A 26,083-nucleotide genomic window follows, 5' to 3' on the forward strand; every position below is an offset into this window, starting at 1 on the left:
GGGGCCCGGTGACGACGGCTGCCTGCGTCAGCGCTCCTCGACCGGAACGAAGTCGCGCTCGACCACGCCCGTGTAGATCTGGCGCGGGCGGCCGATGCGGGAGCCCGGCTCCTTGATCATCTCGTGCCACTGGGCGATCCAGCCCGGCAGCCGGCCCAGGGCGAACAGGACCGTGAACATCTCGGTCGGGAAGCCCATGGCCCGGTAGATCAGGCCGGTGTAGAAGTCGACGTTCGGGTAGAGCTTGCGCTCGACGAAGTAGTCGTCGGACAGCGCGTGCTCCTCCAGCTTCAGGGCGATGTCGAGGAGCTCGTCCTCCTTGCCCAGCGCGGAGAGCACATCGTGCGCGGCGGCCTTGATGATCTTGGCGCGCGGGTCGAAGTTCTTGTAGACCCGGTGGCCGAAGCCCATCAGGCGGACGCCGTCCTCCCTGTTCTTCACCTTGCGGATGAAGGTGTCGACGTCGGTGCCGGAGTCGCGGATGCCCTCGAGCATCTCCAGCACCGACTGGTTGGCGCCGCCGTGCAGGGGGCCCCACAGCGCGCTGATGCCGGCCGAGATCGAGGCGAACATGTTGGCCTGCGCGGAGCCGACCAGGCGGACCGTGGAGGTCGAGCAGTTCTGCTCGTGGTCGGCGTGCAGGATCAGCAGCTTGTCCAGCGCGGAGACGATGACCGGGTCCAGCTCGTACTCCTGGGCGGGGACCGAGAAGGTCATGCGCAGGAAGTTCTCGACGTAACCGAGGTCGTTGCGCGGGTAGACGAACGGGTGACCGATCGACTTCTTGTACGCGTACGCCGCGATCGTCGGGAGCTTGGCGAGCAGGCGGATGGTGGAGAGGGTGCGCTGCGTCTCGTCGAACGGGTTGTGGCTGTCCTGGTAGAACGTCGACAGCGCCGAGACCACCGACGACAGCATCGCCATCGGGTGGGCGTCGCGCGGGAAGCCCGTGTAGAAGTTCTTGACGTCCTCGTGCAGCAGGGTGTGCTGCGTGACCCTGTACTTGAAGGCGGCGAGCTCGTCGACGGTCGGCAGCTCGCCGTTGATCAGCAGGTAGGCCACCTCCAGGAAGGTGGAGCGCTCGGCCAGCTGCTCGATCGGGTAGCCGCGGTACCGGAGGATGCCCTGCTCACCGTCGAGATAGGTGATGGCGGATTTATAGGCGGCTGTGTTGCCGTAACCGCTGTCCAGGGTCACCAGACCGGTCTGGGCGCGCAGCTTCCCGATGTCGAAGCCCTTGTCGCCGACGGTGCTGTCGACCACCGGGTAGGTGTACTCGCCACCGTCGTACCGCAGTACTACAGAGTTGTCGCTCACGTCTTCCCTCACCGACGTAGTGCCTCATCTTCGAGGTGCCCTGACTGTCTCTACCATCCCCCATTTGGCCCAGGAGAGTGCACTCGGGGTCGACCATTGGGCCCATTGGCGGCACTCAGTGCCGCCAATCTGCTCATCCTGCCCGTTCACTCCGGCCACGGGAAGTGCTGTGTGACCTTTACGACTCGTATGATCGATCATTTTTTGTGACGCAGCGTCAGAAGGCGGGTTCAGGCCCGGTGAACGGCGGTTCCCAGCCACCACGGAGCCGGTCGGCCGGCGCCGGACCGGGCCGGCCGCAGGTCAGCCGCCGAGCCGGAAGTCCAGCGCCGTACAGCGCCGTCCCGCCGACACCGTGCGCACCGCCTGGCCGATCGCCTTGCGCGAACCGACGAGGACGACCAGCTTCCTGGCCCGGGTGACCGCCGTGTAGAGCAGGTTGCGCTGGAGCATCATCCAGGCACCGGTGGTGACCGGGATCACCACCGCGGGATACTCACTGCCCTGTGAACGGTGGATGGTCACCGCGTACGCGTGCGCCAGTTCGTCCAGTTCGTCGAACTCGTACGGAACCTCCTCGTCCTCGTCCGTCCGCACCGTCAGACGCTGGTCGACCGGGTCGAGCGAGGTGACCACGCCCACGGTGCCGTTGAAGACACCGTTCTCCCCCTTCTCGTAATTGTTGCGAATCTGAGTGACCTTGTCCCCGACGCGGAAAACCCGTCCGCCGAACCGCTTTTCCGGCAGATCCGGCCTGCCCGGGGTGATGGCCTGCTGGAGCAGGCCGTTCAGCGTGCCGGCGCCCGCCGGGCCGCGGTGCATGGGCGCGAGCACCTGCACGTCCCGGCGCGGGTCGAGCCCGAACCGGGCCGGGATGCGGCGCGCGGCCACGTCCACGGTGAGCCGGCCGGCCTCCTCCGTGTCGTCCTCGACGAAGAGGAAGAAGTCCTTCAGGCCGTCGGTGAGCGGGTGCTGCCCGGCGTTGATCCGGTGGGCGTTGGTCACCACACCGGACTGCTGGGCCTGGCGGAACACGCGCGTGAGACGGACGGCGGGGATGGGGCCGGCATCGGCCAGCAGATCCCTGAGGACCTCCCCGGCCCCGACGCTGGGCAGCTGGTCGACGTCCCCGACGAACAGCAGGTGGGCGCCCGGGGGCACGGCCTTGACCAGCTTGTTCGCCAGCAGCAGGTCCAGCATGGACGCCTCGTCGACGACCACGAGATCGGCGTCGAGCGGCCGGTCCCTGTCGTACGCGGCATCCCCGCCGGGCTTGAGCTCCAGCAGGCGGTGGACGGTGGAGGCCTCCGCGCCGGTGAGCTCCGACAGCCGCTTGGCGGCGCGTCCGGTGGGCGCGGCCAGCACGACCTTCGCCTTCTTCGCCCGGGCGAGCTCCACGATCGAGCGCACGGTGAAGGACTTGCCGCACCCGGGGCCACCGGTCAGCACGGCCACCTTCTCGGTCAGCGCCAGCTTCACGGCCGCCTCCTGCTCGGGAGCGAGGTCGGCCCCCGTACGGCCCTTGAGCCAGCTCAGCGCCCTGTCCCAGGCCACGTCCCGGAAGGACGGCATCCGGTCGGCGTCCGTACGCAGCAGGCGCAGCAGCTGGGCGGACAGGGAGAGCTCGGCGCGGTGGAAGGGCACGAGGTAGATCGCGGTGACCGGCTCACCACCGTCGTGCCCCGGCACCTTCTCCCGCACGACCCCGGGGTCGCCGCCGTCCTCCGCGGGCTGCGCGAGCTCGGCGAGGCACTCGATGACGAGCCCGGTGTCGACCTGGAGGAGCTTGACCGCGTCCGCGATCAGCCGCTCCTCGGGCAGGAAGCAGTGACCCTGGTCGGCGGACTGCGACAGCGCGTACTGCAGTCCCGCCTTGACCCGCTCCGGGCTGTCGTGCGGGATCCCGACGGACTGGGCGATCTTGTCGGCGGTCAGGAAGCCGATGCCCCAGACGTCGGCGGCGAGCCGGTACGGCTGGTTCTTCACGACGGAGATGGAGGCGTCGCCGTACTTCTTGTAGATCCGCACCGCGATGGAGGTGGACACGTCCACGGTCTGCAGGAACAGCATCACCTCCTTGATCGCCTTCTGCTCCTCCCAGGCGTCGGCGATCCTCTTCGTCCGCTTGGGCCCGAGGCCGGGGACCTCGACGAGCCGCTCGGGCTCCTCCTCGATGATCCTCAGGGTGTCCAGCCCGAAGTGCTGGGTGATGCGGTCGGCGAAGACCGGCCCGATGCCCTTGACCAGCCCGGAGCCGAGGTACCGGCGGATGCCCTGGACGGTGGCCGGCAGGACGGTCGTGTAGTTCTCGACCTGGAACTGCTTGCCGTACTGCGGGTGGGACCCCCAGCGCCCCTCCATCCGCAGCGACTCCCCCACCTGGGCCCCGAGCAGCGCGCCCACCACCGTGAGCAGGTCACCGGCGCCTCGGCCGGTGTCGACCCGGGCGACCGTGTAGCCGTTCTCCTCGTTGGCGTACGTGATGCGCTCCAGGACGCCTTCGAGTACGGCCGTCCGCCGCTCCCCGGCCCCGGCCTGCCCCGCCCGATTCGCCTCCGTGCTCATGCTGCGACGGTACCGCCGGGCGGTGACATTCGAGGGGGCCCGGTCCTCGACCGGGCCCCCTCGGCTTCCCCTCCGGTATCAGAACCCCCCGCGATCCCCCCGGATCCCCCTCCAGGAGTCCTGACGCCAGTTACGACACACTGAGCGCGGGAAGGGTTGCACGGCTCGGCAAGATTTTTCTCGGATCACCCGCTCACCGGCTCACGTGCTCCACGAACCGGGCCGCGGTCTCCGCCAGCACCTCCCGTCCGTTCCGCGCCCACAACCCGTCGTTGAACAGCTCCACTTCGATCGCGCCGGTGTATCCCGCCGCCTCCACGTACCCCTTCCACTCCCGCATGTCGATCGCGCCGTCGCCGATCTGGCCGCGGCCGTTGAGGACTCCCTCGGGCAGCGGGGTGGTCCAGTCGGCGAGCTGGAAGGTGTGGATACGGCCGGCCGCGCCCGCGCGGGCGATCTGCTCGGGGGCACGGTCGTCCCACCAGATGTGGTACGTGTCGACGGTGACGCCGACCTGGTGGGCGGGGAAGCGTTCGGCCAGGTCGAGGGCCTGGGCGAGGGTGGAGACCACGCAGCGGTCGGCAGCGTACATGGGATGCAGCGGCTCGATGGCGAGCCGCACACCGTGGCTCCGAGCGTACGGGCCCAGTTCGGCGAGGGCGTCGGCGATGCGTTCGCGCGCGCCGTGCAGGTCCTTCGAGCCGGCCGGGAGGCCGCCGGAGACCAGGACGAGGGTGTCGGTGCCGAGGGCGGCGGCCTCGTCGACCGCGCGGCGGTTGTCGGCCAGGGCGGCCGACCGCTCGGCCGGGTCGGTGGCCGTGAGGAAGCCGCCCCGGCACAGGGTCGTCACCGTCAGACCCGCGTCGCGGACGAGCTTCGCCGCCGCCTCCACGCCGTGGGCCCGGACCGGCTCGCGCCACAGGCCCACGCCGGGTACGCCCAGCTCCACGCAGGCTTCCACCAGTTCGGGAAGGGACAGCTGCTTCACCGTCATCTGGTTGATGGAGAAGCGTTCGAGACCGGTACTCATGGGGTCACCCCGTACAGCGACAGCAGGTTCCTCATCCGCTCCTCGGCGAGGGCCGGGTCCGGGAACAGGCCGAGGCCGTCGGCGAGTTCGTAGGCGCGGGCGAGGTGCGGCAGGGAGCGGGCCGACTGCAGGCCGCCGACCATCGTGAAGTGCGACTGGTGCCCGGCGAGCCAGGCGAGGAGGACCACGCCGGTCTTGTAGAAGCGGGTGGGAGCCTGGAACAGGTGCCGGGACAGCTCGACCGTGGGGTCGAGGAGGCCGCGGAAGCCCTTGACGTCCCCGGTGTCCAGGACCCGTACCGCCTCGGCCGCCAGCGGGCCCAGGGGGTCGAAGATGCCGAGCAGCGCGTGGCTGTGGCCCTGCTCGTCACCGGCGATCAGCTCGGGGTAGTTGAAGTCGTCGCCGGTGTAGCAGCGCACGCCCCCCGGCAGGCGGCGGCGCAGGTCGATCTCGCGCTGGGCGTCCAGCAGGGAGATCTTCACGCCGTCGACCTTGTCGGGGTGGGCGGCGATGACCTCCAGGAAGGTGTCGGTGGCCGCGTCCAGGTCGGCGGAGCCCCAGTAGCCCTCCAGCGCCGGGTCGAACATGGGGCCGAGCCAGTGCAGGATCACCGGGTCGGCGGCCTGGCGGAGCAGGTGGCCGTAGACCTCCAGGTAGTCTTCCGGGCCGCGCGCGGTGGCCGCGAGGGCGCGCGAGGCCATCAGGATCGCCTGGGCGCCGGACTCCTCGACCAGGGCGAGCTGTTCCTCGTAGGCCGCGCGGATGTCCGCGAGCGACCCGCCGGTGATCTGGTCGGTTCCGACGCCGCAGGCGACACGGCCGCCCACGGCCCGCGCCTCGGCCGCCGACCGGCGGATCAGCTCGGCCGCGCCCGCCCAGTCCAGGCCCATGCCGCGCTGCGCGGTGTCCATGGCCTCGGCCACGCCCAGCCCGTGGGCCCACAGGTGGCGGCGGAAGGCGAGGGTGGCGTCCCAGTCGACGGCGGCGGGCGAGTCGGGGGACACGTCGGCGAACGGGTCCGCGACGACGTGCGCCGCGGAGAAGACCGTACGCGAGGTGAAAGGGGTGCCCGGGGTGGCGGCGAGGGGCTCGGTGCGGGGTTCGTAGGCCCTGAAACCGCCCTTGAAGTCCGGTAGGCGGATGGTCACAGTGAGATCTCCGGTACGTCGATGCGGCGGCCCTCGGCCGAGGACTGCAGGCCCAGTTCGGCGAGCTGGACGCCGCGGGCGCCGGCCAGCAGGTCCCAGTGGTAGGGGGCGTCGGCGTAGACGTGCTTGAGGAACAGCTCCCACTGGGCCTTGAAGCCGTTGTCGAAGTCGGCGTTGTCGGGCACCTCCTGCCACTGGTCGCGGAAGACCTCGGTGGCGGGGATGTCCGGGTTCCACACCGGCTTGGGGGTGGCGCTGCGGTGCTGGACACGGCAGTTGCGCAGGCCGGCGACGGCGGAGCCTTCCGTGCCGTCCACCTGGAACTCGACCAGTTCGTCGCGGTTGACGCGGACCGCCCAGGAGGAGTTGATCTGGGCGATCACGCCGCCGTCCAGCTCGAAGACGCCGTAGGCGGCGTCGTCGGCGGTGGCGTCGTAGGGCTTGCCGTGCTCGTCCCAGCGCTGGGGGATGTGGGTGGCGGTGAGCGCCTGGACGGACTTCACCCGGCCGAACAGCTCGTGCAGCACGTACTCCCAGTGCGGGAACATGTCGACGACGATGCCGCCGCCGTCCTCGGCACGGTAGTTCCAGGAGGGACGCTGGGCGTCCTGCCAGTCGCCCTCGAAGACCCAGTAGCCGAACTCGCCGCGCACGGACAGGATCCGGCCGAAGAAGCCGCCGTCGATCAGCCGCTTCAACTTCAGCAGGCCCGGCAGGAAGAGCTTGTCCTGTACGACGCCGTGCTTGATGCCGGCGGCCTGCGCCAGGCGCGCGAGTTCCAGGGCACCGTCGAGGCCGGTGGCGGTGGGCTTCTCGGTGTAGATGTGCTTGCCGGCGGAGATCGCTTTCCCGATCGCCTCCTCGCGGGCCGAGGTGACCTGGGCGTCGAAGTAGATGTCGACGGACGGGTCGGCGAGGACCGCGTCCAGGTCCGTGGAGACGTGCTCCAGGCCGTGCTTCTCGGCGAGCGCCTTCAGGGCGTGCTCGCGGCGGCCGACCAGAACGGGTTCCGGCCACAGCACGGTGCCGTCGCCGAGGTCGAGTCCACCCTGCTCGCGCAGGGCGAGAATGGAGCGGACGAGGTGCTGGCGGTATCCCATGCGCCCGGTCACGCCGTTCATGGCGATCCGCACCGTCTTGCGTGTCACGTCAGTCCCCTTCGTACGAACGTACGCGGTCCACGCGCCGCGTACGCCCCAGCGGTATCGCTGGTAAACAGTACAGCAAGCGCTTTCTATACAGAGAGAAGCTAGCCTCTGAACGGCGGTCTGGACAAGAGCACGTCCAGGGACGCGTTTGTTCGAGGGGACGAACGGGGGGACCCAGTGGTCGTAAGGTCTGCACGACACGCCGTGTCCGGCGGCGGCCCCGCGGGCTGTGGACAGGGACGTACGAGCACGTACGACGACATGCGCGACCGGAGGACGACGAAATGACGGTGACCCTGGCGGACGTGGCGGCCCGCGCACAGGTCTCGCCCGCGACGGTGTCGCGCGTGCTGAACGGGAACTACCCGGTCGCCGCCTCCACCCGGGAGCGGGTGCTGAAGGCGGTCGACGAGCTGGACTACGTCCTCAACGGCCCCGCGAGCGCGCTCGCCGCGGCCACCTCCGACCTGGTCGGCATCCTGGTCAACGACATCGCCGACCCCTTCTTCGGGATCATGGCGAGCGCGATCCAGTCGGAGATCGGCGGCCCGGGAGGCCGGGCGGGCGGGGAACGGCTGGCGGTGGTCTGCAACACGGGCGGCTCGCCGGACCGCGAGCTGACGTACCTGACCCTGCTGCAGCGGCAGCGGGCGGCGGCGGTGGTGCTGACCGGCGGGGCCGTGGAGGAGGCGCCGCACGCGGCGGCGGTCTCCGCGAAGCTGCGCAAGCTGGCGGACGCCGGGACGCGCGTGGTGCTGTGCGGGCGCCCGCCGGCGCCCGACACCGGGGCGATCGCGCTGGCCTTCGACAACCGCGGGGGCGCACGGCAGTTGACCGGGCATCTGATCGGACTCGGCCACCGGCGGCTCGGCTACATCGCGGGGCCCGCGGAGCGCACGACCACCCGCCACCGCCTGGAGGGGCACCGCGAGGCCCTGGCGGCGGCGGGCGTCGAGGACGACCCGCGCCGCACGGTGTACGGCCACTACGACCGCCGGTCCGGCTACGAGGCCACCCTGGAACTGCTGCGCCGCGACCCGGACCTGACGGCGGTCGTCGCCGCGAACGACTCCGTCGCCCTAGGTGCCTGCGCAGCCCTGCGCGAGTCCGGGCTGCGCATCCCTCAGGACGTCTCGGTGGCGGGCTTCGACGACCTGCCCTTCAGCATCGACGCGGTGCCGTCGCTGACGACCGTACGGCTGCCGCTGGCCGAGGCGGGCGCCCGGGCGGGCCGCATCGCGATGGGCCGCGAGGAGCCGCCGCCCGGGGGGATCGCGACGGTGCGGGGGGAGCTGATGGTGCGGGGGTCCTCGGGGGTGCCGCGGTCGTCCTGAGCGGGTGCGACCGACTTGAGCGGGCGCGGTCGTTCTGAGCAGGTGCGTCCAGCCTGAGCGGACGAGGCCAGCCCGAGCGGACGCGGCCGACTTGAGCGGGTGCGACCAGCCCGAGCGGACGCGGCCAGCCTGAGTGGGTGCGGCCGGCTTGAGCAGGTGCGACCAGCCTGAGTGGGTGCGGCCGGCTTGAGCGGGTGCGACCAGCCCGAGCGGACGCGGCCAGCCCGAGCGGGCGCGGCCGGCTTGAGCGGGCGCGTCGGCCGTCGGCAGGACGGGCAGAGCTGTGAGCGATGAGTTCCGGGGTCCGCCGCGGTCTTCACTGCCGTACGTACCGACCGACCAGAGAACTGGAGCATCTCCCATGCGTATCGTCGTCACCGAGTTCATCAGCCTCGACGGAGTCGTGCAGGCCCCCGGCGGGCCCGAGGAGGACACCGACGGGGGGTTCGCGCACGGCGGGTGGTCGCACCCGTTCTTCGACCCGGAGGTGGTCGGCGGGGCCTTCGACGCGGGCCTCAAGCGGGCCGAGGCGCTGCTCTACGGGCGCCGTACCTATCAGACGATGGCCGCCGCGTGGCCCGAGCGGGCCGGGGACCCCTTCGCCGACCGGCTCAACTCCCTGCGGAAGTACGTCGTCACCGACACCCTCGGCGACTCCGAGCTGACCTGGCAGAACACCGTGCGCATCCCGGGCGCCGGGGCTCTCGCCAAGGTGCGCGAGCTGCGTGCGGCCGAGGGCGGGGACCTGGCGATGATGGGCAGCCCCACCCTGGTGCGGGCGCTGCTGGGTGAGGGCCTGGTGGACGAGTTGCAGCTCGTCGTCGCGCCGGTGCTCCTCGGCGGCGGCAAGTCGATCTTCCCGGCGGACGGGGTGAAGCGAACCTGGGAGCTGGTGTCGTCGGCCATGGGGAAGACCGGGGTGCAGGTCAACGTGTTCCGGCCCGCCGTGGGGGGTGGTGCGCCGGACGCGTAGGCATGGACGGCGCGGACGCGGTGGGCTTAGTCTCGGAACCAGATATCTCTGACTGAGTCAAACATCCGGGGGTGGGCATGACCGTCCAGGACGTCCGCGCCTTCAACCGCTTCTACACCAACGTCATCGGCGCGCTCGACTACGGCCGCCACCTCTACGCGCCGTACACCCTCACCGAGTCCCGCGTCCTGTACGAACTCGCGCACGCGCCGCACCTGGACGCCGCCGACCTCCGCGCCCGGCTTTCCCTGGACGCCGGATACCTGAGCCGCATCCTGAACAGCTTCGAGGAGGCGGGGCTGATCCGGCGCGGCCCGTCGCGGACCGATGCGCGGCGGCGCAGCATCCGTCTCACCGCGCGCGGTCACGAGGCCGCCGGCCTGCTCGACGAGCGGGCCCGGGAGACGGTCGGGGCACTGCTCGACACCGTCGCACCGGACGACCGGCCGCGGCTCGCGGAGGCGATGCGGACCGTCCGGAACATCCTCGGCGACGAGCGGCCCCCGGCCTCCGGGGACGTCGTGCTGCGCGAGCCCCGCCCCGGCGACCTCGGCTGGATCGTGCAGCGCAACGCCGCCCTGTACGCCGCCGAGTACGGCTGGAACGCCGGCTACGAGGCCCTGGTGTCCCGGATCGTCGCCGACTTCGCCGAGAGTCACGACCCGCGTCTGGAGCGGGTGTGGATCGCCGAGTCGGAGGGGCGGCCGGTGGGTTGTGTCATGTGCGTGCAGGACGACGTCCCGGCCACCGCCCGCCTGCGCCTCCTCCTCGTCGAGCCCGGCGCACGTGGCCTCGGCGTCGGCGACCGGCTGGTGCGGGCGGTCGTCGGCTTCGCGCGCGAGGCCGGCTACCGGGACCTGGTGCTGTGGACCAACGACGTGCTCAGCAGCGCCCGCCGCCTCTACCAGCGGCACGGCTTCGTCCTGGTCGCCGAGAAACCGCACCGCTCCTTCGGAAAGGACCTGGTGGGCCAGGACTGGCGGCTGAGTCTGTCCGAACCGGGCGGGTGACGAGCGGGGTCCCGGTCCTCCTCCGCCGTCACCCGCCGGATCGGCCGCTTGCGCCGGCCCCCACATGTTGATCATGTACCCGGCCAGGCCGTGGACCGCCTCCTTGACCGCCTCGCCCAGTGTGGGGTGGGCGTGGTCGAGGATCACTCCGCGGACCGTGCAGCACCAGCGATGCTTGCTGCACCGTTGCGCGAAGCAACGCCAACCAGTGGGCCGGCCGGAGAAGGACCGGGGAAAGGCAGGAGGAACCGTGCTCGATCTCCAGCGTCTGCGCGCCCTGCACGCCGTCTCCGTGCACGGCACCGTCGGGGCGGCCGCCGCCGCGCTCGGCTACACCTCGTCGGCGGTGTCGCAGCAGATCGCCAAGCTGGAACGGGAGACCAGGACCGTCCTCCTCGAACGCGAGGGGCGCGGTGTGCGGCTCACCGACGAGGCACATCAACTGGTCACCGCCGCCCGGGAGTTGCTGGCGATCGTCGAGCGGGCCGAGACCGAGCTGGAGGAGCGGCGCGGGGTGCCGGCCGGGCGGCTGACGGTGGCCGCGTTCCCCTCGGCGGCGCGCGGGCTGATGCCGTCCGTCCTCGCGGACCTCGCGAAGAGGCACCCCGCCCTCGACGCCCGGCTCAGCGAGATCGACCCGCATCTGTCCGTGGACCTGGTCGCCAAGGGCGCCGTCGACCTGGCCGTGGCGCACGACTGGGACATCGCCCCGCTGCCCGCCCCGGCCGGGGTGGAGCAGGCGGTCATCGGGGACGACCTGTGCGACCTGCTCGTGCCGGCGGGGCATCCGTTCGCGGGGCGCGGCGCGGTACGGCGCTCGGAGCTCGGCGGCGAGCGGTGGGTCTGCCGGCCGCCGGGCCGGGTCTGCCGCGAGTGGCTGGTGCGCACCCTGCGCGCCGCCGGCCACGTGCCGGACGTCGTCCACCAGGCCGACGAGAACCCGACCCTGGTCGCCCTGGTCGCCGCCGGTCTCGGCATCGCGCTGATCCCGCGCCTGGGCCGCGGCCCGCTGCCCGAGGGTGTCGTGGAGGTCCCGCTGGACCCCATGCCCGTACGGCGGCTGTACGCGCTGTGGCGCACGGGTGCCGCGCGCCGCCCGGCGATCGCCGAGACGGTCCGCACGCTGCGGGCGCACTGGCCGGCGGTGTCGGTACACGCGCCCCGCTGAGCCGAGGCCTCTTGCCCACCGGCTTCCGGCGGTCCGTGCCCGTCCGGGAACCCGGCCCCGTTCCCGCTCGTCCGACCGGCAGGCCGCCGGACGAGTCTCCGTGGTGCGGTGCCGGCCCTCGCCGCCTGCTGCGACCGCCGGCCACCCCCTCCGCCGTACCGCGGCCGGCGGCACGCCGCCATCGGCGCTCCCCCTCCGACAGCGCCGGTGGCGGCCCCTCGCCGAGGAGTGTGCGCTCCCTTGACTGGCAGAAACTTCCCGGATATTGGTGACTCCTCGGAAGTTTCCTTCAGCGGAACACCTCCGGAAGGAGCGCACGTGCACGACTCCACCCGCCCCTCCAGACGCACCGTCCTCACCGCCACCGCCGGCCTCACCGCCGCCCTCGCGGTCCAGGGCCCCGGCAGTGCCCACGCCGCCTCCCACGACGACAGCAAGCTGCGCGCCCTCATCTCCCGCATGACCTTGGAGGAGAAGGTCGGCCAGCTCTTCGTGATGCGGGTCTACGGCCACTCCGCCACCGCCCCCGACCAGGCCGACATCGACGCCAACCTCAAGGAGATCGGCGTCCGCACGGCCGCCGAGCTGATCGCCAGGTACCGCGTCGGCGGCATCATCTACTTCGCCTGGGCCCACAACACCCGCGACCCCCACCAGATCGCCGGCCTGTCCAACGGCATCCAGAAGGCGTCCCTCGGCCTGCCGCGCGGTCTGCCGGTGCTCATCTCCACCGACCAGGAGCACGGCATCGTCGCCCGCGTCGGCAAACCCGCCACCCTGTTCCCCGGCGCCATGGCCGTCGGCGCGGGCGGCTCGCGGTCCGACGCCCGTGCCCTCGGCCGGATCGCCGGGCGCGAGCTGCGCGCCCTGGGCATCCGCCAGAACTACTCCCCGGTGGCCGACGTGAACGTCAACCCGGCCAACCCGGTCATCGGCGTACGCTCCTTCGGCTCGGAACCGGAGGCCGTGGCCCGGCTGGTGGCCGCCGAGGTCGCCGGGTACCAGCAGTCGGGGGTCGCGGCGACCGCCAAGCACTTCCCCGGGCACGGCGACACGGTTGACGACAGCCACGCCAAGCTCCCCTACATCCACCACACCCGCGAGCAGTGGGAGCGGCTCGACGCGCCGCCGTTCCGGGCCGCGGTCGCCGCCGGCATCGACTCGGTCATGACGGCCCACATCGTCGTCCCGGCGCTCGACGACTCCGACGACCCGGCCACCCTCTCCCGCCCGATCCTCACCGGCATCCTGCGCGAGGAACTGGGCTACGACGGGGTCGTGGTGACCGACTCGCTCGGCATGGAGGGCGTGCGCACCAAGTACGGCGACGACCGGGTGCCGGTGCTGGCGCTCAGGGCGGGCGTGGACCAGCTCCTCAACCCGCCCTCCCTGGACGTCGCCTGGAACGCGGTGCTGAACGCCGTACGCGGCGGCGAGCTCACCGAGGCCCGGCTCGACGAATCGATCCTGCGCATCCTGCGCCTGAAGACGAAACTCGGCCTGTTCAAGGACCCGTACGTCAGCCAGGACGGCGTCGACCGCACCGTCGGCACCCGCGCGCACCTGGCCGCGGCCGACCGGATCGCCGAACGGACCACCACCCTGCTGGTCAACGAGGGCGGCCTGCTGCCGCTGTCCCGCCGCAGCCATCCCAAGCTCCTCGTCGTCGGCGCCGATCCCGCCTCCCCGTCCGGCACCACGGGCCCGCCGACCGGTGTGCTCGCGGGCGCGCTGACCGAGCTGGGCTTCAGCGCCACCGCCCTGTCCACCGGCACGGCACCGTCCCCCGCGGCCATCGCCCAGGCGGTGGCGGCGGCCCGGGACGCGGACGCGGTGGTCGTCGGCACGTACAACGTCACCGCGAGCAGCAGCCAGAAGACACTCGTCGAGCAGCTCTTGGCGACCGGCAGACCGGTGGTGGCGGTGGCGATCCGCAATCCGTACGACGTGGCCCACCTGCCCGGCGTGCCGGCGTACCTGGCTGCCTGCTCCTGGACCGACGTCGAACTCCGCGCCGCCGCACGGGTGATCGCCGGCCGGGTGCGGCCGCGCGGGAAGCTGCCGGTGCCGGTGCAGCGGGCCGACGATCCGGCGAAGGTCCTGTATCCCATCGGGTACGGCCTGTCGTACCAGCCGGGTTCGCGCATCGGACGTACGGCGCGTACGCCGCACACCCGGCGCACCACCCCCGACTGACCCAAAGCACCCCCGCACGTCTGGCGTGGCCCCGCCGCGGCGGGTCACGCTGGTCGGGGGTGGACCGGGGGATGGCGATGCGCGGGACGTGGTCGGTGGGGGTGGGGTGCGTGCTGTCGGCGCTGCTCGCGGCGCTGCTGACGGGCTGTCGGCAGGCGCCCGGCTCCGCGGAGCCCGGGGCACCGCCCGGCGGTACGCCGGCGCAGTCCTCCGGCTACGGCGCGGTGTTCCTCGGCGTGGGCGAGTGCAGTTCCTTCGGCACGACGAGCTTCACCGAGGTGCCGTGCACCGGCGAACGGGCCGCGGCCCGCGTGATCGCCCGCCACGACGGCGGGCCGGACGACGGGCCGCCGTGCCCGCCGGCCACCGACTTCGTGCTGCACATCGGCGCCCAGCCCGCCGCCGGCGGGGAAGGCCCGATCCCGCGGGGCTACGCCTGCATGCGCAACCTGCAGCCGCCGCACCCGGGCGACCCCGGCGGCGGGGGCGGGCCGCGCACCGTCGTCGGCGACTGCGTCCACGGCGCGGGCCGCGGCGAGGTGCGGGAGACCGCGTGCGACGGCTCGGGGAAGAGGAAGCCGGAGTACCAGGTGGTGCGGGCCGTGCGCGACCGCGCCCAGTGCCCGGCGTCGACCGCCCTGTACGTGCGGCTGGACGGCAGGGACCCGGTGGGCTGCGCCCGGAGGCTGTGAGGGGCCGTGAATCCGGGCGCAGCCGCCGTACTCAGCGTGCCGATGCACACCGTGAGCGCGAGCAGCCGTCTGAGCGCCTTGTGCATACGCTCTCCCCTTCGGGCAGATGTTCGCCGGAAGCTGTCGGAGCAACTCGGGCGCACACCAGGGGAGTAAGGGAAAGCCTCACACGCTGTCAGGGATTCGTCATGCGTTCAGCACAGGATCCAGCCGCTGCTCACCGACTGCGACCCCACCGATCCGGCGACGCGTACGCAGCGGCGGCCGGCGTGCACGGTGACCGGGCCGGCGTGCCGGGTGTAGCGGCCCTTGTCGGTGACCGGGCGGTTGCCGCGGGCCTGCACGGTGACCGACATCTTCCGCTTGGGGCCCGGGTTCTTGGCGAGGGTGAGGGCGCAGACGTAGCCGTCGCGTTTGTAGATCTGGACGGAACCGGTGGCGAACGGGAGCGTCTTGACCTGGCGGCCGGAGCAGGTGGACGCGGCCGCCTGCGCGGTGCCGGGCGCGGCGAGCGCCAGCAGTCCGGCCACGGTCAGTACGGCGACGCCGAGCGCCGACCGCCGACGTATCGCACCACTGCCCACGTCCGTCCCCCCTCACGACAGTTACTCAAGCGTACAGATGTACGGACGCGGTCCATACGCCGGATGGTTGCGCTCCGCTGATCGCATCCCGCGCTCAACGGGACGCGCCGACCGGTTCCTCCGGCTCGGGCGCGCCGACGAAGGTCCGCCACAGCTCGGCGTACCGCCCGCCGCGGGCCAGGAGTTCGTCGTGCGTGCCGTCCTCGGCGATCCGGCCGTGGTCCATCACCACCACCCGGTCCGCGCGGGCGGCCGTGGTCAGCCGGTGGGCGACCACCAGCGTCGTACGGCGGCCCGCGAGCCGGTCGGCGGCCTGGTTGACCTGGGCCTCGGTGGCCAGGTCGAGTGCGGCGGTCGCCTCGTCGAGCAGCAGCACGTCGGGGTCGACGAGTTCGGCGCGGGCCAGTGCGATGAGCTGGCGCTGACCGGCCGACAGGTTGCGTCCGCGCTCGGCGACCTCGTGCAGATAGCCGCCCTCCAGCAGGGCGATCATCTCGTGCGCGCCGACGGCCCGCGCGGCGGCCTCGACCTCGGCGTCGGTGGCGTCGGGGCGGCCGTAGGCGATGGCGTCGCGGACGGTGCCCGGGAAGAGGTACGCCTCCTGCGGGACGACCCCGAGCCGGTGCCGGTACGCCGTGAGGTCCAGCTCCCTCAGGTCCGTGCCGTCCACCGTCACCCGCCCACCGGTCGGATCGTAGAACCGGGCCACCAGCTTCACCAGGGTCGACTTGCCCGCGCCGGTCTCGCCGACGAACGCGACGGTCTGCCCGGCGGGGACGCGCAGGTCGATGCCGCTCAGCGCCTCCTCCTCGCCGCCGTACGCGAAGTGCACGTCCTCGAAGACGATCTCACCGCGCAGGGCGGGCACGTCGAGGGGCTCGGCGGCGGACTTCGTGGACGCCGGCTCCCGCAGCAGCTCCTGGATGCGGCCGAGGGAGACACTCGCCTGCTGGTAGCCGTCGAAGACCTGGGAGAGCTGCTGGACGGGCGCGAAGAACAGGTCGATGTAGAGCAGGTACGCCACCAGGGCGCCCGTGGTCAGCGTCGCCGCCTCCACCCGGCCCGCCCCCGCGATCAGCACCGAGGCCGCCGCGACCGAGGACAGGAACTGCACGAACGGGAAGTAGACCGAGATCAGCCACTGCCCCCGGATGCGGGCCCTGCGGTAGCCGTCGCTGCGTTCGGCGAACCGCCGCCCGCCGTCCCGCTCGCGCCGGAACGCCTGCACGATCCGCAGCCCCGCCACCGACTCCTGCAGGTCGGCGTTGACCACCGACACCCGCTCACGGGCCAGCTCGTACGCCTTCACGCTCGCCCGGCGGAAGAAGAAGGTGGCGACGATCAGCGGCGGCAGCGTCGCGAAGACGACCAGCGCCAGCTGTACGTCGATCACCAGCAGGACGACCATGATGCCGAAGAAGGTGACCACCGAGACGAACGCCGTGACCAGGCCGGTCTGCAGGAACGTCGACAACGCGTCCACGTCCGTCGTCATCCGGGTCATGATCCGCCCGGTCAGCTCGCGCTCGTAGTAGTCCAGGCCGAGCCGCTGGAGCTGGGAGAAGATCTTCAGGCGCAGCGAGTACAGCACGCGCTCGCCGGTGCGTCCGGTCATCCGGGTCTCGCCGATCTGCGCCGCCCACTGCAGCAGGACGGCGAGCAGGGCGAGCAGGGAGGCCGCCCAGACCGCGCCGAGGGCCATCCGGGTGACGCCCTGGTCGATGCCGTGCCGGATCAGGACGGGCAGCAGCAGGCCCATGCCGGCGTCCACGGCGACCAGGCCGAGGCTGATCAGGAGGGGCAGGCCGAAACCGCGTAGGAGACGGCGCAGGCCGTAGGACTCCTCCGGGCGGACCGCCTGCCGCTCGTCGATGTCGGGGGTGTCGGTCGCGGGCGGCAGGGCTTCCACCTGGGCGAGGAGCTCGGGGGTGGCCGGGCTGCCCGACAGGGCGGTGTCCTTCGGCTCCCGGTCGCCGGTCCACAGCCGTGGGGTCACCCCGCGCTCGGCGTCGAACTCGGCGTCCAGCTCGTCCCGTACGGACGTGTCCTCCCGTGGGGCCACGGGCTGCGCGTGGCCCGGGGAGACGCCGCCGAGTTCGTCGGGGTCGGTGAGCAGGCGCCGGTAGAGGGCGCAGCGCTCCTGGAGCTCGTCGTGGGTGCCGATGTCGGCGAGGCGGCCGTGGTCGAGGACGGCGATGCGGTCGGCGAGGTTCAGGGTGGAGCGGCGGTGGGCGATCAGGAGGGTCGTACGGCCCTCCATGACCTGCGCCAGGGCCTCGTGGATCTCGTGCTCGACGCGGGCGTCCACGGCGGAGGTGGCGTCGTCCAGCACGAGCAGGCGCGGGTCGGCGAGGATCGCGCGGGCGAGCGCGATGCGCTGGCGCTGGCCTCCGGAGAGCGTCAGACCGTGCTCGCCGACCGTGGTGTCGTACCCCTCGGGCAGCTCGGCGATGAAACGGTCGGCCTGGGCGGCGCGGGCGGCCGTCTCGATCTGCTCCTGGGTGGCGTCGGGACGGCCGTAGGCGATGTTGCCCCGGACGGTGTCGGAGAACAGGAAGGAGTCCTCGGGCACCAGCCCGATCGCGGCCCTGAGCGAGTCCAGGGTCAGCTCGCGCACATCGTGGCCGCCGACCAGGACGGCGCCGTGGGTGACGTCGTAGAAGCGCGACAGCAGCAGGGAGACCGTGGACTTCCCGGAGCCGGAGGAGCCGACGACGGCCAGCGTCTCACCGGGGCGGATCTCGAAGGACAGGCCCTCCAGGACGGGCCGGTCGTCCGCGTACCCGAACGACACGTCGTCGAACTCGACGGTGGCGGGAGCGTCGGCGGGCAGCTCCCGGGTGCCGTCGGTCAGCGTGGGCTCGGTGTCGATCAGCTCCAGGACGCGCTCGGTGCCCGCCCGGGCCTGCTGCCCGACCGTGAGCACCATGGCGAGCATCCGGACCGGGCCGACCAGCTGGGCGAGGTAGGTGGAGAAGGCGACGAACGTACCGAGCGTGATGTGCCCGCGCACCGCCAGCCAGCCGCCGAGGGCCAGCATCGCGACCTGGCCGAGCGCCGGCACCGCCTGCAGGGCCGGGGTGAACTTCGAGTTCAGCCGGATCGTGCGCAGCCGCCCGGCGAACAGCCGCCGGCCGACCTCCCGCAGCTTGGCGGTCTCCTGCTCCTCCTGCCCGAAGCCCTTCACCACGCGCACGCCGCTCACCGCGCCGTCGACCACTCCCGCCACGGCCGCGGCCTGGGCCTGCGCGTACCAGGTGGCGGGGTGCAGCTTCGCCCGGCTGCGTCTGGCGATCCAGGCGAGGGCCGGGGCGACGGCGAGGGCCACCAGGGTCAGCGGCAGCGACAACCAGGCCATGACCACCAGGGAGATCAGGAAGAGCAGGACGTTGCCGATGGTCATCGGCAGCATGAAGAGCAGGCTCTGGATCAGCTGCAGGTCGCTGGTGGCGCGGCCGACCACCTGGCCGGTGGACAACTCGTCCTGACGGCGGCCGTCGAGCCGGGTGATCGTCCCGTACATCTCCGTCCGCAGGTCGTGCTGGACGTCGAGGGCGAGCCGGCCGCCGTAGTAGCGGCGGATGTAGGTGAGGACGTAGACGACGAGCGCGGCACCGATCAGGGCGCCGGCCCAGGGGGCCATGCGGCGGCTGTGGTCGCCGATCACGTCGTCGATGATCACCTTGGTGATCAGCGGGACGACGGCCATGACCGCCATACCGGCCAGGGACGCTCCGAGGGCGAGTACGACGTCCTTCGGATACCGCCAGGCGTACGAGGCCAGCCTTCGCGCCCACCCTCGTGTTTCCGCCGGCTGCGCTGCCACGTCGGTGCCTCCCTGACGACCAGATCTTCCGCAAGGCACCAACACGGACGGGAGCGGATTTCATCCCGCCGCGACGATTCGCTCCACCGGAGTCAGCCGTTCGGCGGGACCGCCACAAAGGCCTCCTTGGGTGTGGTGGTAGGCGTGTAACGCGCTGTGTTCGCCGTCGTGGGGACCAGGTCCTTGTGGATGGCCCTGGCGATGTTCTGGATGGTGGCGACGCCGTGGTTCATGGTGCTGTTGTCCTGCGTGAGTACCGTGATCATGTAGTCGCGGCCGGCGCCCCTGAAGGCGCCGATGCTGTGCACACGCCAGCCATGGGTGGAGCGCTGCAACCAGCCGTTCTTGACATGTACGGCCACGGAGGACGGTGCCCCGGCGGGCGTGCCCCAGCGCTGGGAGGAGACGACCTGGCCCATGAGCTTGAGGATGTAGGCGCGGGAGTTGTCGCTCAGCACGGAGTTCTTCGCCGTGATCAGTGCGAGCAGCTTCTGTTCGTCGCGCACGGTGATCCGGGTCAGGCCCCAGTAGCCGTTCGCGCCCGGCTTGGTCCGGGTCATGCCGGCCGCGGTCAGGAAGCCCTTGATCTTCGTCATGCCCAGCTGCTTCCACAGGCTGGAGGTCGCGCTGTTGTCCGACTTGGTGATCATCGCCTTGGCGAGGGTGGACTCGCGGGCGGTGAGGTAACGGTTGTGCTTCTTGGCGTCCCACAGCAGGGTGGCGAGGACGGTGACCTTGACCACGCTGGCGGAGTCGTAGGCCGTCGACCCCCTGAGCGTGCAGGTCGTCTTCGTGCCGCGGTCGAGCAGACCGATCGCGACGGTTCCCTTGCGGCCCTTCATGGCCGCGGTGATGTCCTTCTGCAACTCGGCGGCCAGTCCCGCCTTGCCGGATGTGCAGCTGACCGTCGGAGCGGCGGCCGCGGCGGGCGTCGCGGCGGCCACGCAGGGAATCAGCATCCCGGCTCCGACACCTGCCGCAAGCACTCTGACGCGTCCGGATATCCCGTGAGTCATGCCCAGTTGACGCGCGGGCTCGGGGGAATGGTTGTGCGAGTGGGCCGTGATTTAACCAGTCGTTACCCAACGTCCTCAGGCTTTTGAGAACCGTCCGGGTCGTCGTGCGTAGACGCGAGGAGGCGGACACCACGGCTTTCGGCGATTCGGAGTACATCGGTCAGTGCATCGCGCATGCCCGCGAGTAGGTACCGGAGCTGGGCGGAGGTCGCCTGGTTGTCGGCCAGCATGTCGGCCGCGTGCCCGAGGAGGTCACCGGCCATCCCGAGTTGCACGCTCTCGATGGTGTCGGCCATCCGGGAGAGGCGGCCGGTTCCATCCGTGATGAGGTAACAGGACTTGCCCTCCACACCCGTCCACGGCAGCAGGCGTGGGACCTCGATGCTGTCCCTCACGCCGTCACCTCCACTCCGTGAATGACGCGCGGCCCTACGTCGACCCCGTGTACGGCAAGCCACAGCGTGCGGCGCCGGGCCCGTTGCCGACGGGCCTCCTCACGACGTTCATGGGCCACGAGGTATGGGCGGACCAGAGCGTTCTCCTCACCTCGGAGCGGGAAGGCGCCGGACTGCCGGGAGGTCGGCGCTTCGGCGCAGGGGGTGAGCGGCCGGCGGCCGGACGGCGGGGCGGTGCGGCGACGCCGTCCGCGACCGGGCAGCAGGAGCCGTAGCAGCGGCTCGAAGAGACGGACGATGTGGTCACTCATGTCGTCGACTCCATGGGTTCGTTGATGACCAAGCCCCGGACCGGTCACGTGGGCGCGGGGTCTCGCTTTGTGTAGCGATGCACTCACAGCGTGAGACGGGTCGGGCTAGGCTCGCCAGAGAGGAGCTGGTGACAGAGCTTTTGTCACAAAGGAGCTGACGGTTTGGGCAACAAGTACGGCGACTGGCTCAAGGCACAGCGCGAGGCAGCGGGCCTTACACAGCAGCAGCTCGCCGACATGGCGATCCTGACGCGCTCGTACATCGCGCATATCGAGGGAGGCCGACGGATCCCGTCCAAGCAGGACGCACGTCGGCTCGACACGGCTCTGAACACGGGAGACGTGCTGAGCAGTTTCCTGCCGGAGCAGGACATCGCGGTCGCCGACTACTTCGAGGCGGCGCGGCTCCTTGAGCAACAGGCGGTGGTGATCCGTGAGTTCGCCCTGTCGTTCGTCCCAGGCATTCTCCAGACCAAAAGGTACGCGCGTGCGGTTCTGAGCACGGCGTTTCCTCCGGTGAGTGACGAAGAACGTGACAGACGTCTTGTCACACGCCTTGAGCGCGCGAAGATCCTCGGCGATCCGTTGACGCCGGTGGTGTGGGCGCTGCTGGACGAGGCGGTATTACGTCGCCAGATCGGCGGGCCGGATGTCATGGCGGAGCAGATCCACCATCTCGCATGCCTCGCTGAGGTCGGCCGGATCCAGGTGTACGTCATGCCGTTCGCGTTGGGTGTCCACCCGCTCCTGAGCAACATGCTCACGCTGATGTGGTTCGAGGACCAGCCGCCCATGGCCTACGGCGAGGGCCTGCACATGGGCAAGATTCACGATGCTCCGTCCGTGGTCCAGGAGTTGCAGCATCGCTACGATTTCGCGCTGGGCAATGCACTGCCGCTCAAGGAGTCATTGACTCTGCTCAAGGCGACAGCAAGGGACTATGAACGCCATGACTGACCGATTCACTCCGAACGCGGCCGCATTGCAGGGCTGGCGGAAGTCATCACACAGCAACGACCAGGGCGGCAGCTGCCTGGAGATCCTCGGCGGCCACGTTTCCGGGGTTCCCGTGCGGGACTCCAAGGTTCCGCAGGGTCCGGTACTGGTCTTCTCGTCCGCCGGCTGGTCGTCGTTCATCGCCGCCGTCAAGGAGGTGCCCCCCTCCACCTGAAACGGTGAGCATCCGAGCCACCACTGTCCTCCTGTCGCTCATTTGAGTGCATGGATGACATTCACCCACCAGATGCTCACGCTTTTTCGCAGAGTGGGTGGGATGAGCCAGGGATTCGCGTACGGTCACAATCCGCACAGCACAGGACATGTCATCTCCACGGTGCGCACGCTGATGCGCACCGACGGCTTGGCCGTACCCCTGGCCACCATCGCCCGGCACTGCGGAACGTCACGTAACTTCCTCTATGCCAACTGGAAGACCGCCTCCGCCCTGCACCTGCTCGCGCTGAAGGCAGAACTCGCGCACGCCTTCGACACGTCGGACTACACCTGCCCCAGCGACGGCACCGTCCAGGGGCTCACCGGGCACCTGACGCAGGTGGTGCGCGTCATCCGCCGTCACCCCACGACCGCTGCCGTCGCCCGGTCCTCCCCCAGGGCGTTCTCGGCGGCGTACACGGCGACCGAGAGCCCGCTGCTCCAGGTCGCGATGGAACGCATCAGTGATCTGCTCCACCCCCTCTGCCCGCGCGGCGGGATCTGGGGCGACTCGGCACTGGCCTCCATGCCCTGGAAGATCCTGTGGATCGCCCGCCCCGCCGCCCTCTGCCCCGAAGCCGTCGGCGACCAGGACCGGGAGGACGCACTGGACGGCGCCTTCATCCAACTGCTGCGTGACCTGCTCGCCCCCTGGGCCCTCACCCGGTGACAGAACCACACGGCTGCTCACTCCGGGGAGCCGACACCGGAGAAGGAGCGGACGCTGGGGATCGTGCGCTGCAGCTCAGGTCGTTGTGCTGCCGGCCCCGTCGGAGCTCTGCTGACGGGCGCGCGCTCGTCCCGGGCCGGGCCGGGCCGTCCTCACAGCGTCCCCGCCCGCGCCACCCATCTCGACCAGCTCGTCCAGCGCCCTGAGCCTTCGGCGACGCTTGGCAACCTCCAGCAGGGCCGCGTTGACCGTGTCCTTCTTGGTCTTGGTGCCCAGTATCTCGGCGGCCTCGCTCAGGGCTTCGTCGTCGACTTCCACATAAGGATCGGACACGACATATCCTCCTTATGGGCGCTCCATATGAAGGATGGATCTGTGCCGTCCAGCAGGCACTGCCCGGCGTCAGGCATCACCCAGATGAGTGGGGGCGAACATGCGTAGCACCGCCGGGAGGACGACCACCGAGGGGCCTGGTTCGGTCAGGGCCCTCGACAGGTCCCTTTCGAGGGTCTCGGGGGTCGTGCGTACGCCCGGGACGCCGAAGGACTCGGCCAGGGCCACGTAGTCGGGGCGGGTGAGTTCCGTCGCCGTGGCCTGGCCGAAGGCGTCCGTCATGTACTCGCGGAGGATGCCGTAGCCGCCGTCGTCGACGATCAGCCAGGTGACGTTCAGGTCGTACTGGCGGGCCGTGGCCAGTACGGCGACGGAGTACAGGGCACCGCCGTCGCCGGAGACCGCGAGGACCGGGCGGGTGGGGTCCGCGACCGCCGCGCCGAGCGCTGCCGGGAAGCCGTAGCCGAGGCCGCCGGCGCCCTGGGCCGAGTGCATGGTGTTGGGGGACTTGGCGTCGAAGGCCGACCAGGCCCAGTACGCCAGGATCGTCATGTCCCAGAAGGACGGGGAATCGGCGGGCAGGGCGCGGCGGACGGAGGCCAGGACGGGAGCGGAGGCCGCCGCCTCCTGGAGGGCGGCCAGGGAGGTGAGGGCTCCCGGGCCGGTCGACAGGAACAGCGGCGCGGCCTCGCCCGTGATCCGGCCGTAGGCGTCCGCCGCGAAGCCCGCGTTGTTCTCGACCCGCAGGCCCACGTGTGTGAGGTCCGAGCGGCGCAGCGCGTCGAACAGGCCGAGGGCGTGCTGGCCCGGGCAGGCCGAAGACGGTCGTCGCGCCGAGCCCGGCGAGCGTCTCCACGACCAGGTCCCCGCCGTTGCGGCCAGTCATCACGTGGCGCGAAGCGCCTCTCCACGAGGGGTGGTGGCCGGGCGGCGGGAGGGAGGGTTGATCGCTGCCTCCGTCTGGGCGGGGGTGGGGCGGAGCACCAGGTCGTGGTCGTGGGTCACTGCGCTTCCGGGTCCTTCCGGGCCGCCGCGATCTGGCGGGACATGATGGTGGTCAGTTCGTACGCCGTGTGGGAGGCGGCGATCGAGGTGATCTCGGCGTGGTCGTACGCCGGTGCCACCTCGACGATGTCCGCCGACACCAGGTGGCAGCCGGCCAGTCCGCGCAGGATCTCCAGCAGCTCGCGGGAGGTCATGCCGCCCGCCTCGGGGGTGCCGGTGCCGGGTGCGTGGGCCGGGTCGAGGCAGTCGATGTCGATGGAGATGTACAGCGGGCGGTCGCCGATGCGCTGGCGCAGCTGGTCGGCCACCTCGTCGGCGCCGCGGCGGTAGACGTCCGCGGAGGTGACGATGCCGAAGCCCATCTTCTCGTCGTCGGTGAGGTCCTGCTTGCCGTACAGCGGGCCGCGGATGCCGACGTGGGAGAGGGCGGAGGTGTCGAGGATGCCCTCCTCGACGGCGCGGCGGAACGGGGTGCCGTGGGTGTACTCGGCGCCGAAGTAGGTGTCCCAGGTGTCGAGGTGGGCGTCGAAGTGCAGCAGGGCGACCGGGCCGTGCTTCTTGGCGACGGAGCGCAGCAGCGGCAGGGCGATGGTGTGGTCGCCGCCGAGGGTCATCAACCGGGCGCCGGTGCCGAGCAGTTCGTCGGCGGCGGCCTCGATGGTCTCCACGGCCTCGTTGATGTTGAACGGGTTGACGGCGATGTCGCCGCCGTCGGCGACCTGGGCGAGGGCGAAGGGGGAGGCGTCCTGTGCCGGGTTGTAGGGGCGCAGCAGCCGGGACGCCTCGCGAATGGCGTTGCCACCGAAGCGGGCGCCCGGCCGGTACGAGACACCGGAGTCGAACGGCACGCCCACGACGGCGACGTCGGTGGTGCCGACCTCGTCGAGACGGGGCAGCCGGGCGAAGGTCGCGGGACCGGCGTACCGCGGGACGCGGGAGGAGTCGACGGGACCGCGGGGTGTCTCGTTGCTGCTCATGGCGGTTTGCCTTCTTTCCTGCGCTTCATCGCGCATGTGCTGCTTTTCGATCGACTCTACTGGCGGACCGGGCGGGGCTCGGACGGAAGTTCGAGGGGCGGGGACGACGGCAGGGGCTCGCGGGACGTCCGCCCATGACGTGGCTGCCGGCCCAAGTCGACACTAGGTGGCCGAAAAGCGACTGCGAAGTGTACGTTTCATCCATTCGAGCGATGCCGCATGGAGGGAACGCACATCGTGCCGGACGCGCCAGTCCCTTCCGCCCCAGCCGTCCCCTCTGCCCCAGCGGTCCCATCGACCCCGCCGATTCCCCCGCCGACCCCGCCGATTCCCCTGTCGGCCCTGCTGGCCCGGGAGGACCTCGCCCTGCGCCGGATCGCGGGGCCGGCCGGCCGGGACACGGTGATCCACTGGGCGCACGCCTCGGAGATGACCGACCCGTACCCGTATCTGCTGGGCGGTGAGCTGCTGCTCACGGCCGGCGTCCACGTCGAGCCGGGCGCGGGCACCGGTCCGTACTTCGACGGCTACGTCTCCCGGATCGTGGCGGCGGGCGGCGCGGCCCTCGGTTTCGGGCTGGCTCCGGTGCACGACACGGTGCCGCCCGCCCTGGTGGCGGCCTGCGACGCCCACGGGCTCCCGCTGCTGGAGGTCCCCCCGCAGACCACGTTCTCCGGCGTCGCCCGCGCCGTCTGGCAGCTGATGGCCCAGGCCCGCCTCGCCGAACTCCGCCGCGTCACCGAGGCCCAGCAGAGCCTGGCCGCCGCCGCCTCCCGCCCGGACCCCGTCCCCGCCGTCCTCCGCCGCCTGGCCCACCACCTCACGGGCTGGGCAGTCCTCTACGGCCCCGACGGCACGGAAATCGCCTCGGCGGGACGGGAACCGCGCGACGAGGTCCGGGAGGCCCTCGCGGAGCTGGCCGACGTGGTGCGCCCGGCCCCGGCGGGCACAAGCCGGCCGTCCGCCCCGACGGAGACCGCACGGCCGACGGGAGCTCCCCGCCCGCCGACGAGCCCGCCGCCCACCCCACAGCCGGGCACCTCGGCCCGCCCGGCCGCCACACCCGCGACCCCCACCCACCCGGCTTCCGCCCCCGCGACCACCAACCGGCCCGCCAACACCTCGGGTGCCCCCGGCCGGCCCACCCCCACCGCGAACACCCCGAGCCAAACA

Annotated in this window: 22 protein-coding genes and 1 pseudogene; 10 read left to right on the plus strand and 13 right to left on the minus strand. The window is 71.5% G+C overall.

Annotation, left to right across the window (positions count from 1 at the left end; genetic code table 11):
* Positions 1 to 27: 27 nt before the first annotated feature.
* The 5 genes from DEP02_RS04845 to DEP02_RS04865 all read right to left on the minus strand — a co-directional run bounded on the left by DEP02_RS04845 (position 28) and on the right by DEP02_RS04865 (position 7,208).
* On the minus strand, positions 28 to 1,317 hold the full coding sequence (locus tag DEP02_RS04845; RefSeq protein WP_112466075.1) for a citrate synthase: 1,290 nt from the start codon (positions 1,315 to 1,317) through the stop codon (positions 28 to 30).
* 303 nt (positions 1,318 to 1,620) lie between these two features.
* Positions 1,621 to 3,882: an SF1B family DNA helicase RecD2 gene (recD2, locus tag DEP02_RS04850; protein ID WP_112466076.1), complete on the minus strand. Its 2,262-nt coding sequence runs from the start codon at positions 3,880 to 3,882 to the stop codon at positions 1,621 to 1,623.
* Positions 3,883 to 4,075: 193 nt separating this feature from the next.
* Entirely contained in the window at positions 4,076 to 4,912 is an 837-nt protein-coding gene (locus DEP02_RS04855; RefSeq protein WP_112466077.1) for a sugar phosphate isomerase/epimerase family protein, read from the minus strand.
* Positions 4,909 to 6,060, minus strand: coding sequence for a dihydrodipicolinate synthase family protein (locus DEP02_RS04860; protein WP_112466078.1), 1,152 nt, complete (start codon positions 6,058 to 6,060; stop codon positions 4,909 to 4,911). Before DEP02_RS04860 ends, DEP02_RS04855 begins: the two co-directional genes overlap by 4 nt.
* Entirely contained in the window at positions 6,057 to 7,208 is a 1,152-nt protein-coding gene (locus DEP02_RS04865; RefSeq protein ID WP_112466079.1) for a Gfo/Idh/MocA family protein, read from the minus strand. Before DEP02_RS04865 ends, DEP02_RS04860 begins: the two co-directional genes overlap by 4 nt.
* Before the next feature lie 284 nt (positions 7,209 to 7,492).
* On the opposite strand from DEP02_RS04865, the gene DEP02_RS04870 reads away from it, so the two are divergent.
* The 6 genes from DEP02_RS04870 (at position 7,493) to DEP02_RS04895 (ending at position 14,581) form a co-directional block, all read left to right on the plus strand.
* On the plus strand, positions 7,493 to 8,542 hold the full coding sequence (locus tag DEP02_RS04870) for a LacI family DNA-binding transcriptional regulator (protein ID WP_112466080.1): 1,050 nt from the start codon (positions 7,493 to 7,495) through the stop codon (positions 8,540 to 8,542).
* Between the two features lie 361 nt (positions 8,543 to 8,903).
* A complete protein-coding gene (locus DEP02_RS04875) occupies positions 8,904 to 9,515 on the plus strand; it encodes a dihydrofolate reductase family protein (protein WP_112466081.1) in 612 nt (203 codons plus the stop codon).
* 77 nt (positions 9,516 to 9,592) lie between these two features.
* A complete protein-coding gene (locus DEP02_RS04880; RefSeq protein WP_112466082.1) occupies positions 9,593 to 10,525 on the plus strand; it encodes a bifunctional helix-turn-helix transcriptional regulator/GNAT family N-acetyltransferase in 933 nt (310 codons plus the stop codon).
* Positions 10,526 to 10,775: 250 nt separating this feature from the next.
* A complete protein-coding gene (locus DEP02_RS04885; protein WP_112466083.1) occupies positions 10,776 to 11,693 on the plus strand; it encodes a LysR family transcriptional regulator in 918 nt (305 codons plus the stop codon).
* 318 nt (positions 11,694 to 12,011) lie between these two features.
* Positions 12,012 to 13,889, plus strand: a complete 1,878-nt coding sequence (locus DEP02_RS04890) for a glycoside hydrolase family 3 protein (RefSeq protein WP_112466084.1) — start codon at positions 12,012 to 12,014, stop codon at positions 13,887 to 13,889.
* Positions 13,890 to 13,966: 77 nt separating this feature from the next.
* A complete protein-coding gene (locus DEP02_RS04895) occupies positions 13,967 to 14,581 on the plus strand; it encodes a hypothetical protein (RefSeq protein ID WP_112466097.1) in 615 nt (204 codons plus the stop codon).
* Between the two features lie 194 nt (positions 14,582 to 14,775).
* On the opposite strand, the gene DEP02_RS04900 is transcribed toward DEP02_RS04895, so the two are convergent.
* From DEP02_RS04900 to DEP02_RS04920, 5 genes are all read right to left on the minus strand, one after another.
* Complete coding sequence (locus DEP02_RS04900; RefSeq protein WP_112466085.1) at positions 14,776 to 15,165, minus strand: hypothetical protein; 390 nt, start codon at positions 15,163 to 15,165, stop codon at positions 14,776 to 14,778.
* A gap of 94 nt (positions 15,166 to 15,259) precedes the next feature.
* The gene (locus DEP02_RS04905) at positions 15,260 to 18,991 is read right to left on the minus strand and encodes an ABC transporter ATP-binding protein (RefSeq protein WP_112466086.1); all 3,732 of its coding nucleotides are present in this window, start codon (positions 18,989 to 18,991) and stop codon (positions 15,260 to 15,262) included.
* A 92-nt stretch (positions 18,992 to 19,083) separates the two neighbouring features.
* A complete protein-coding gene (locus tag DEP02_RS04910) occupies positions 19,084 to 19,950 on the minus strand; it encodes a serine hydrolase (protein WP_198668285.1) in 867 nt (288 codons plus the stop codon).
* Positions 19,951 to 20,069: 119 nt separating this feature from the next.
* Complete coding sequence (locus tag DEP02_RS04915; protein WP_112466088.1) at positions 20,070 to 20,402, minus strand: hypothetical protein; 333 nt, start codon at positions 20,400 to 20,402, stop codon at positions 20,070 to 20,072.
* On the minus strand, positions 20,399 to 20,713 hold the full coding sequence (locus DEP02_RS04920) for a hypothetical protein (protein WP_112466089.1): 315 nt from the start codon (positions 20,711 to 20,713) through the stop codon (positions 20,399 to 20,401). Before DEP02_RS04920 ends, DEP02_RS04915 begins: the two co-directional genes overlap by 4 nt.
* A gap of 162 nt (positions 20,714 to 20,875) precedes the next feature.
* Here DEP02_RS04920 and DEP02_RS04925 point away from each other — a divergent pair, with 162 nt between their 5' ends.
* From DEP02_RS04925 to DEP02_RS04935, 3 genes are all read left to right on the plus strand, one after another.
* Positions 20,876 to 21,670: a helix-turn-helix domain-containing protein gene (locus DEP02_RS04925; protein WP_112466090.1), complete on the plus strand. Its 795-nt coding sequence runs from the start codon at positions 20,876 to 20,878 to the stop codon at positions 21,668 to 21,670.
* The gene (locus DEP02_RS04930) at positions 21,663 to 21,884 is read left to right on the plus strand and encodes a DUF397 domain-containing protein (protein WP_112466098.1); all 222 of its coding nucleotides are present in this window, start codon (positions 21,663 to 21,665) and stop codon (positions 21,882 to 21,884) included. The genes DEP02_RS04925 and DEP02_RS04930 overlap by 8 nt, the downstream gene beginning before the upstream one ends.
* A 102-nt stretch (positions 21,885 to 21,986) precedes the next feature.
* Positions 21,987 to 22,595 (plus strand): hypothetical protein, encoded by a 609-nt coding sequence (locus DEP02_RS04935; RefSeq protein ID WP_112466091.1) that lies wholly within the window; start codon positions 21,987 to 21,989, stop codon positions 22,593 to 22,595.
* 75 nt (positions 22,596 to 22,670) lie between these two features.
* Here DEP02_RS04935 and DEP02_RS04940 read toward each other — a convergent pair whose 3' ends face one another.
* The 3 genes and pseudogenes from DEP02_RS04940 to speB form a co-directional block, all read right to left on the minus strand.
* Positions 22,671 to 22,928, minus strand: coding sequence for a type II toxin-antitoxin system VapB family antitoxin (locus DEP02_RS04940; RefSeq protein WP_112466092.1), 258 nt, complete (start codon positions 22,926 to 22,928; stop codon positions 22,671 to 22,673).
* Positions 22,929 to 22,997: 69 nt separating this feature from the next.
* Positions 22,998 to 23,933: pseudogene (locus DEP02_RS04945) on the minus strand (thiamine pyrophosphate-dependent enzyme).
* Positions 23,930 to 24,910 carry an agmatinase gene (speB, locus tag DEP02_RS04950; protein ID WP_112466093.1) on the minus strand — a complete coding sequence of 327 codons (981 nt, stop codon included), beginning with the start codon at positions 24,908 to 24,910 and terminating at the stop codon, positions 23,930 to 23,932. The pseudogene DEP02_RS04945 and the gene speB overlap by 4 nt, the downstream one beginning before the upstream one ends.
* Before the next feature lie 237 nt (positions 24,911 to 25,147).
* Here speB and DEP02_RS04955 point away from each other — a divergent pair.
* Positions 25,148 to 26,083: PucR family transcriptional regulator ligand-binding domain-containing protein (locus tag DEP02_RS04955; protein ID WP_232838965.1), on the plus strand; the 936-nt coding region annotated here is incomplete at its 3' end.

Origin of the sequence: Streptomyces triticisoli (assembly GCF_003270085.1) — a bacterium.
GTDB classification, from domain to species: Bacteria; Actinomycetota; Actinomycetes; order Streptomycetales; family Streptomycetaceae; genus Streptomyces; species Streptomyces triticisoli.

Excerpts from the sequence above, each read along its gene's own strand:
- recD2 (WP_112466076.1), bottom strand. The coding sequence starts at position 3,882 with ATGAGCACGGAGGCGAATCGGGCGGGGCAGGCCGGGGCCGGGGAGCGG.
- DEP02_RS04855 (WP_112466077.1), bottom strand. The coding sequence starts at position 4,912 with ATGAGTACCGGTCTCGAACGCTTCTCCATCAACCAGATGACGGTGAAG.
- DEP02_RS04870 (WP_112466080.1), top strand. The coding sequence starts at position 7,493 with ATGACGGTGACCCTGGCGGACGTGGCGGCCCGCGCACAGGTCTCGCCC.
- DEP02_RS04875 (WP_112466081.1), top strand. The coding sequence starts at position 8,904 with ATGCGTATCGTCGTCACCGAGTTCATCAGCCTCGACGGAGTCGTGCAG.
- DEP02_RS04880 (WP_112466082.1), top strand. The coding sequence starts at position 9,593 with ATGACCGTCCAGGACGTCCGCGCCTTCAACCGCTTCTACACCAACGTC.
- DEP02_RS04895 (WP_112466097.1), top strand. The coding sequence starts at position 13,967 with ATGCGCGGGACGTGGTCGGTGGGGGTGGGGTGCGTGCTGTCGGCGCTG.
- DEP02_RS04910 (WP_198668285.1), bottom strand. The coding sequence starts at position 19,950 with ATGCTGATTCCCTGCGTGGCCGCCGCGACGCCCGCCGCGGCCGCCGCT.
- DEP02_RS04920 (WP_112466089.1), bottom strand. The coding sequence starts at position 20,713 with ATGAGTGACCACATCGTCCGTCTCTTCGAGCCGCTGCTACGGCTCCTG.
- DEP02_RS04930 (WP_112466098.1), top strand. The coding sequence starts at position 21,663 with ATGACTGACCGATTCACTCCGAACGCGGCCGCATTGCAGGGCTGGCGG.
- DEP02_RS04935 (WP_112466091.1), top strand. The coding sequence starts at position 21,987 with ATGAGCCAGGGATTCGCGTACGGTCACAATCCGCACAGCACAGGACAT.
- speB (WP_112466093.1), bottom strand. The coding sequence starts at position 24,910 with ATGAGCAGCAACGAGACACCCCGCGGTCCCGTCGACTCCTCCCGCGTC.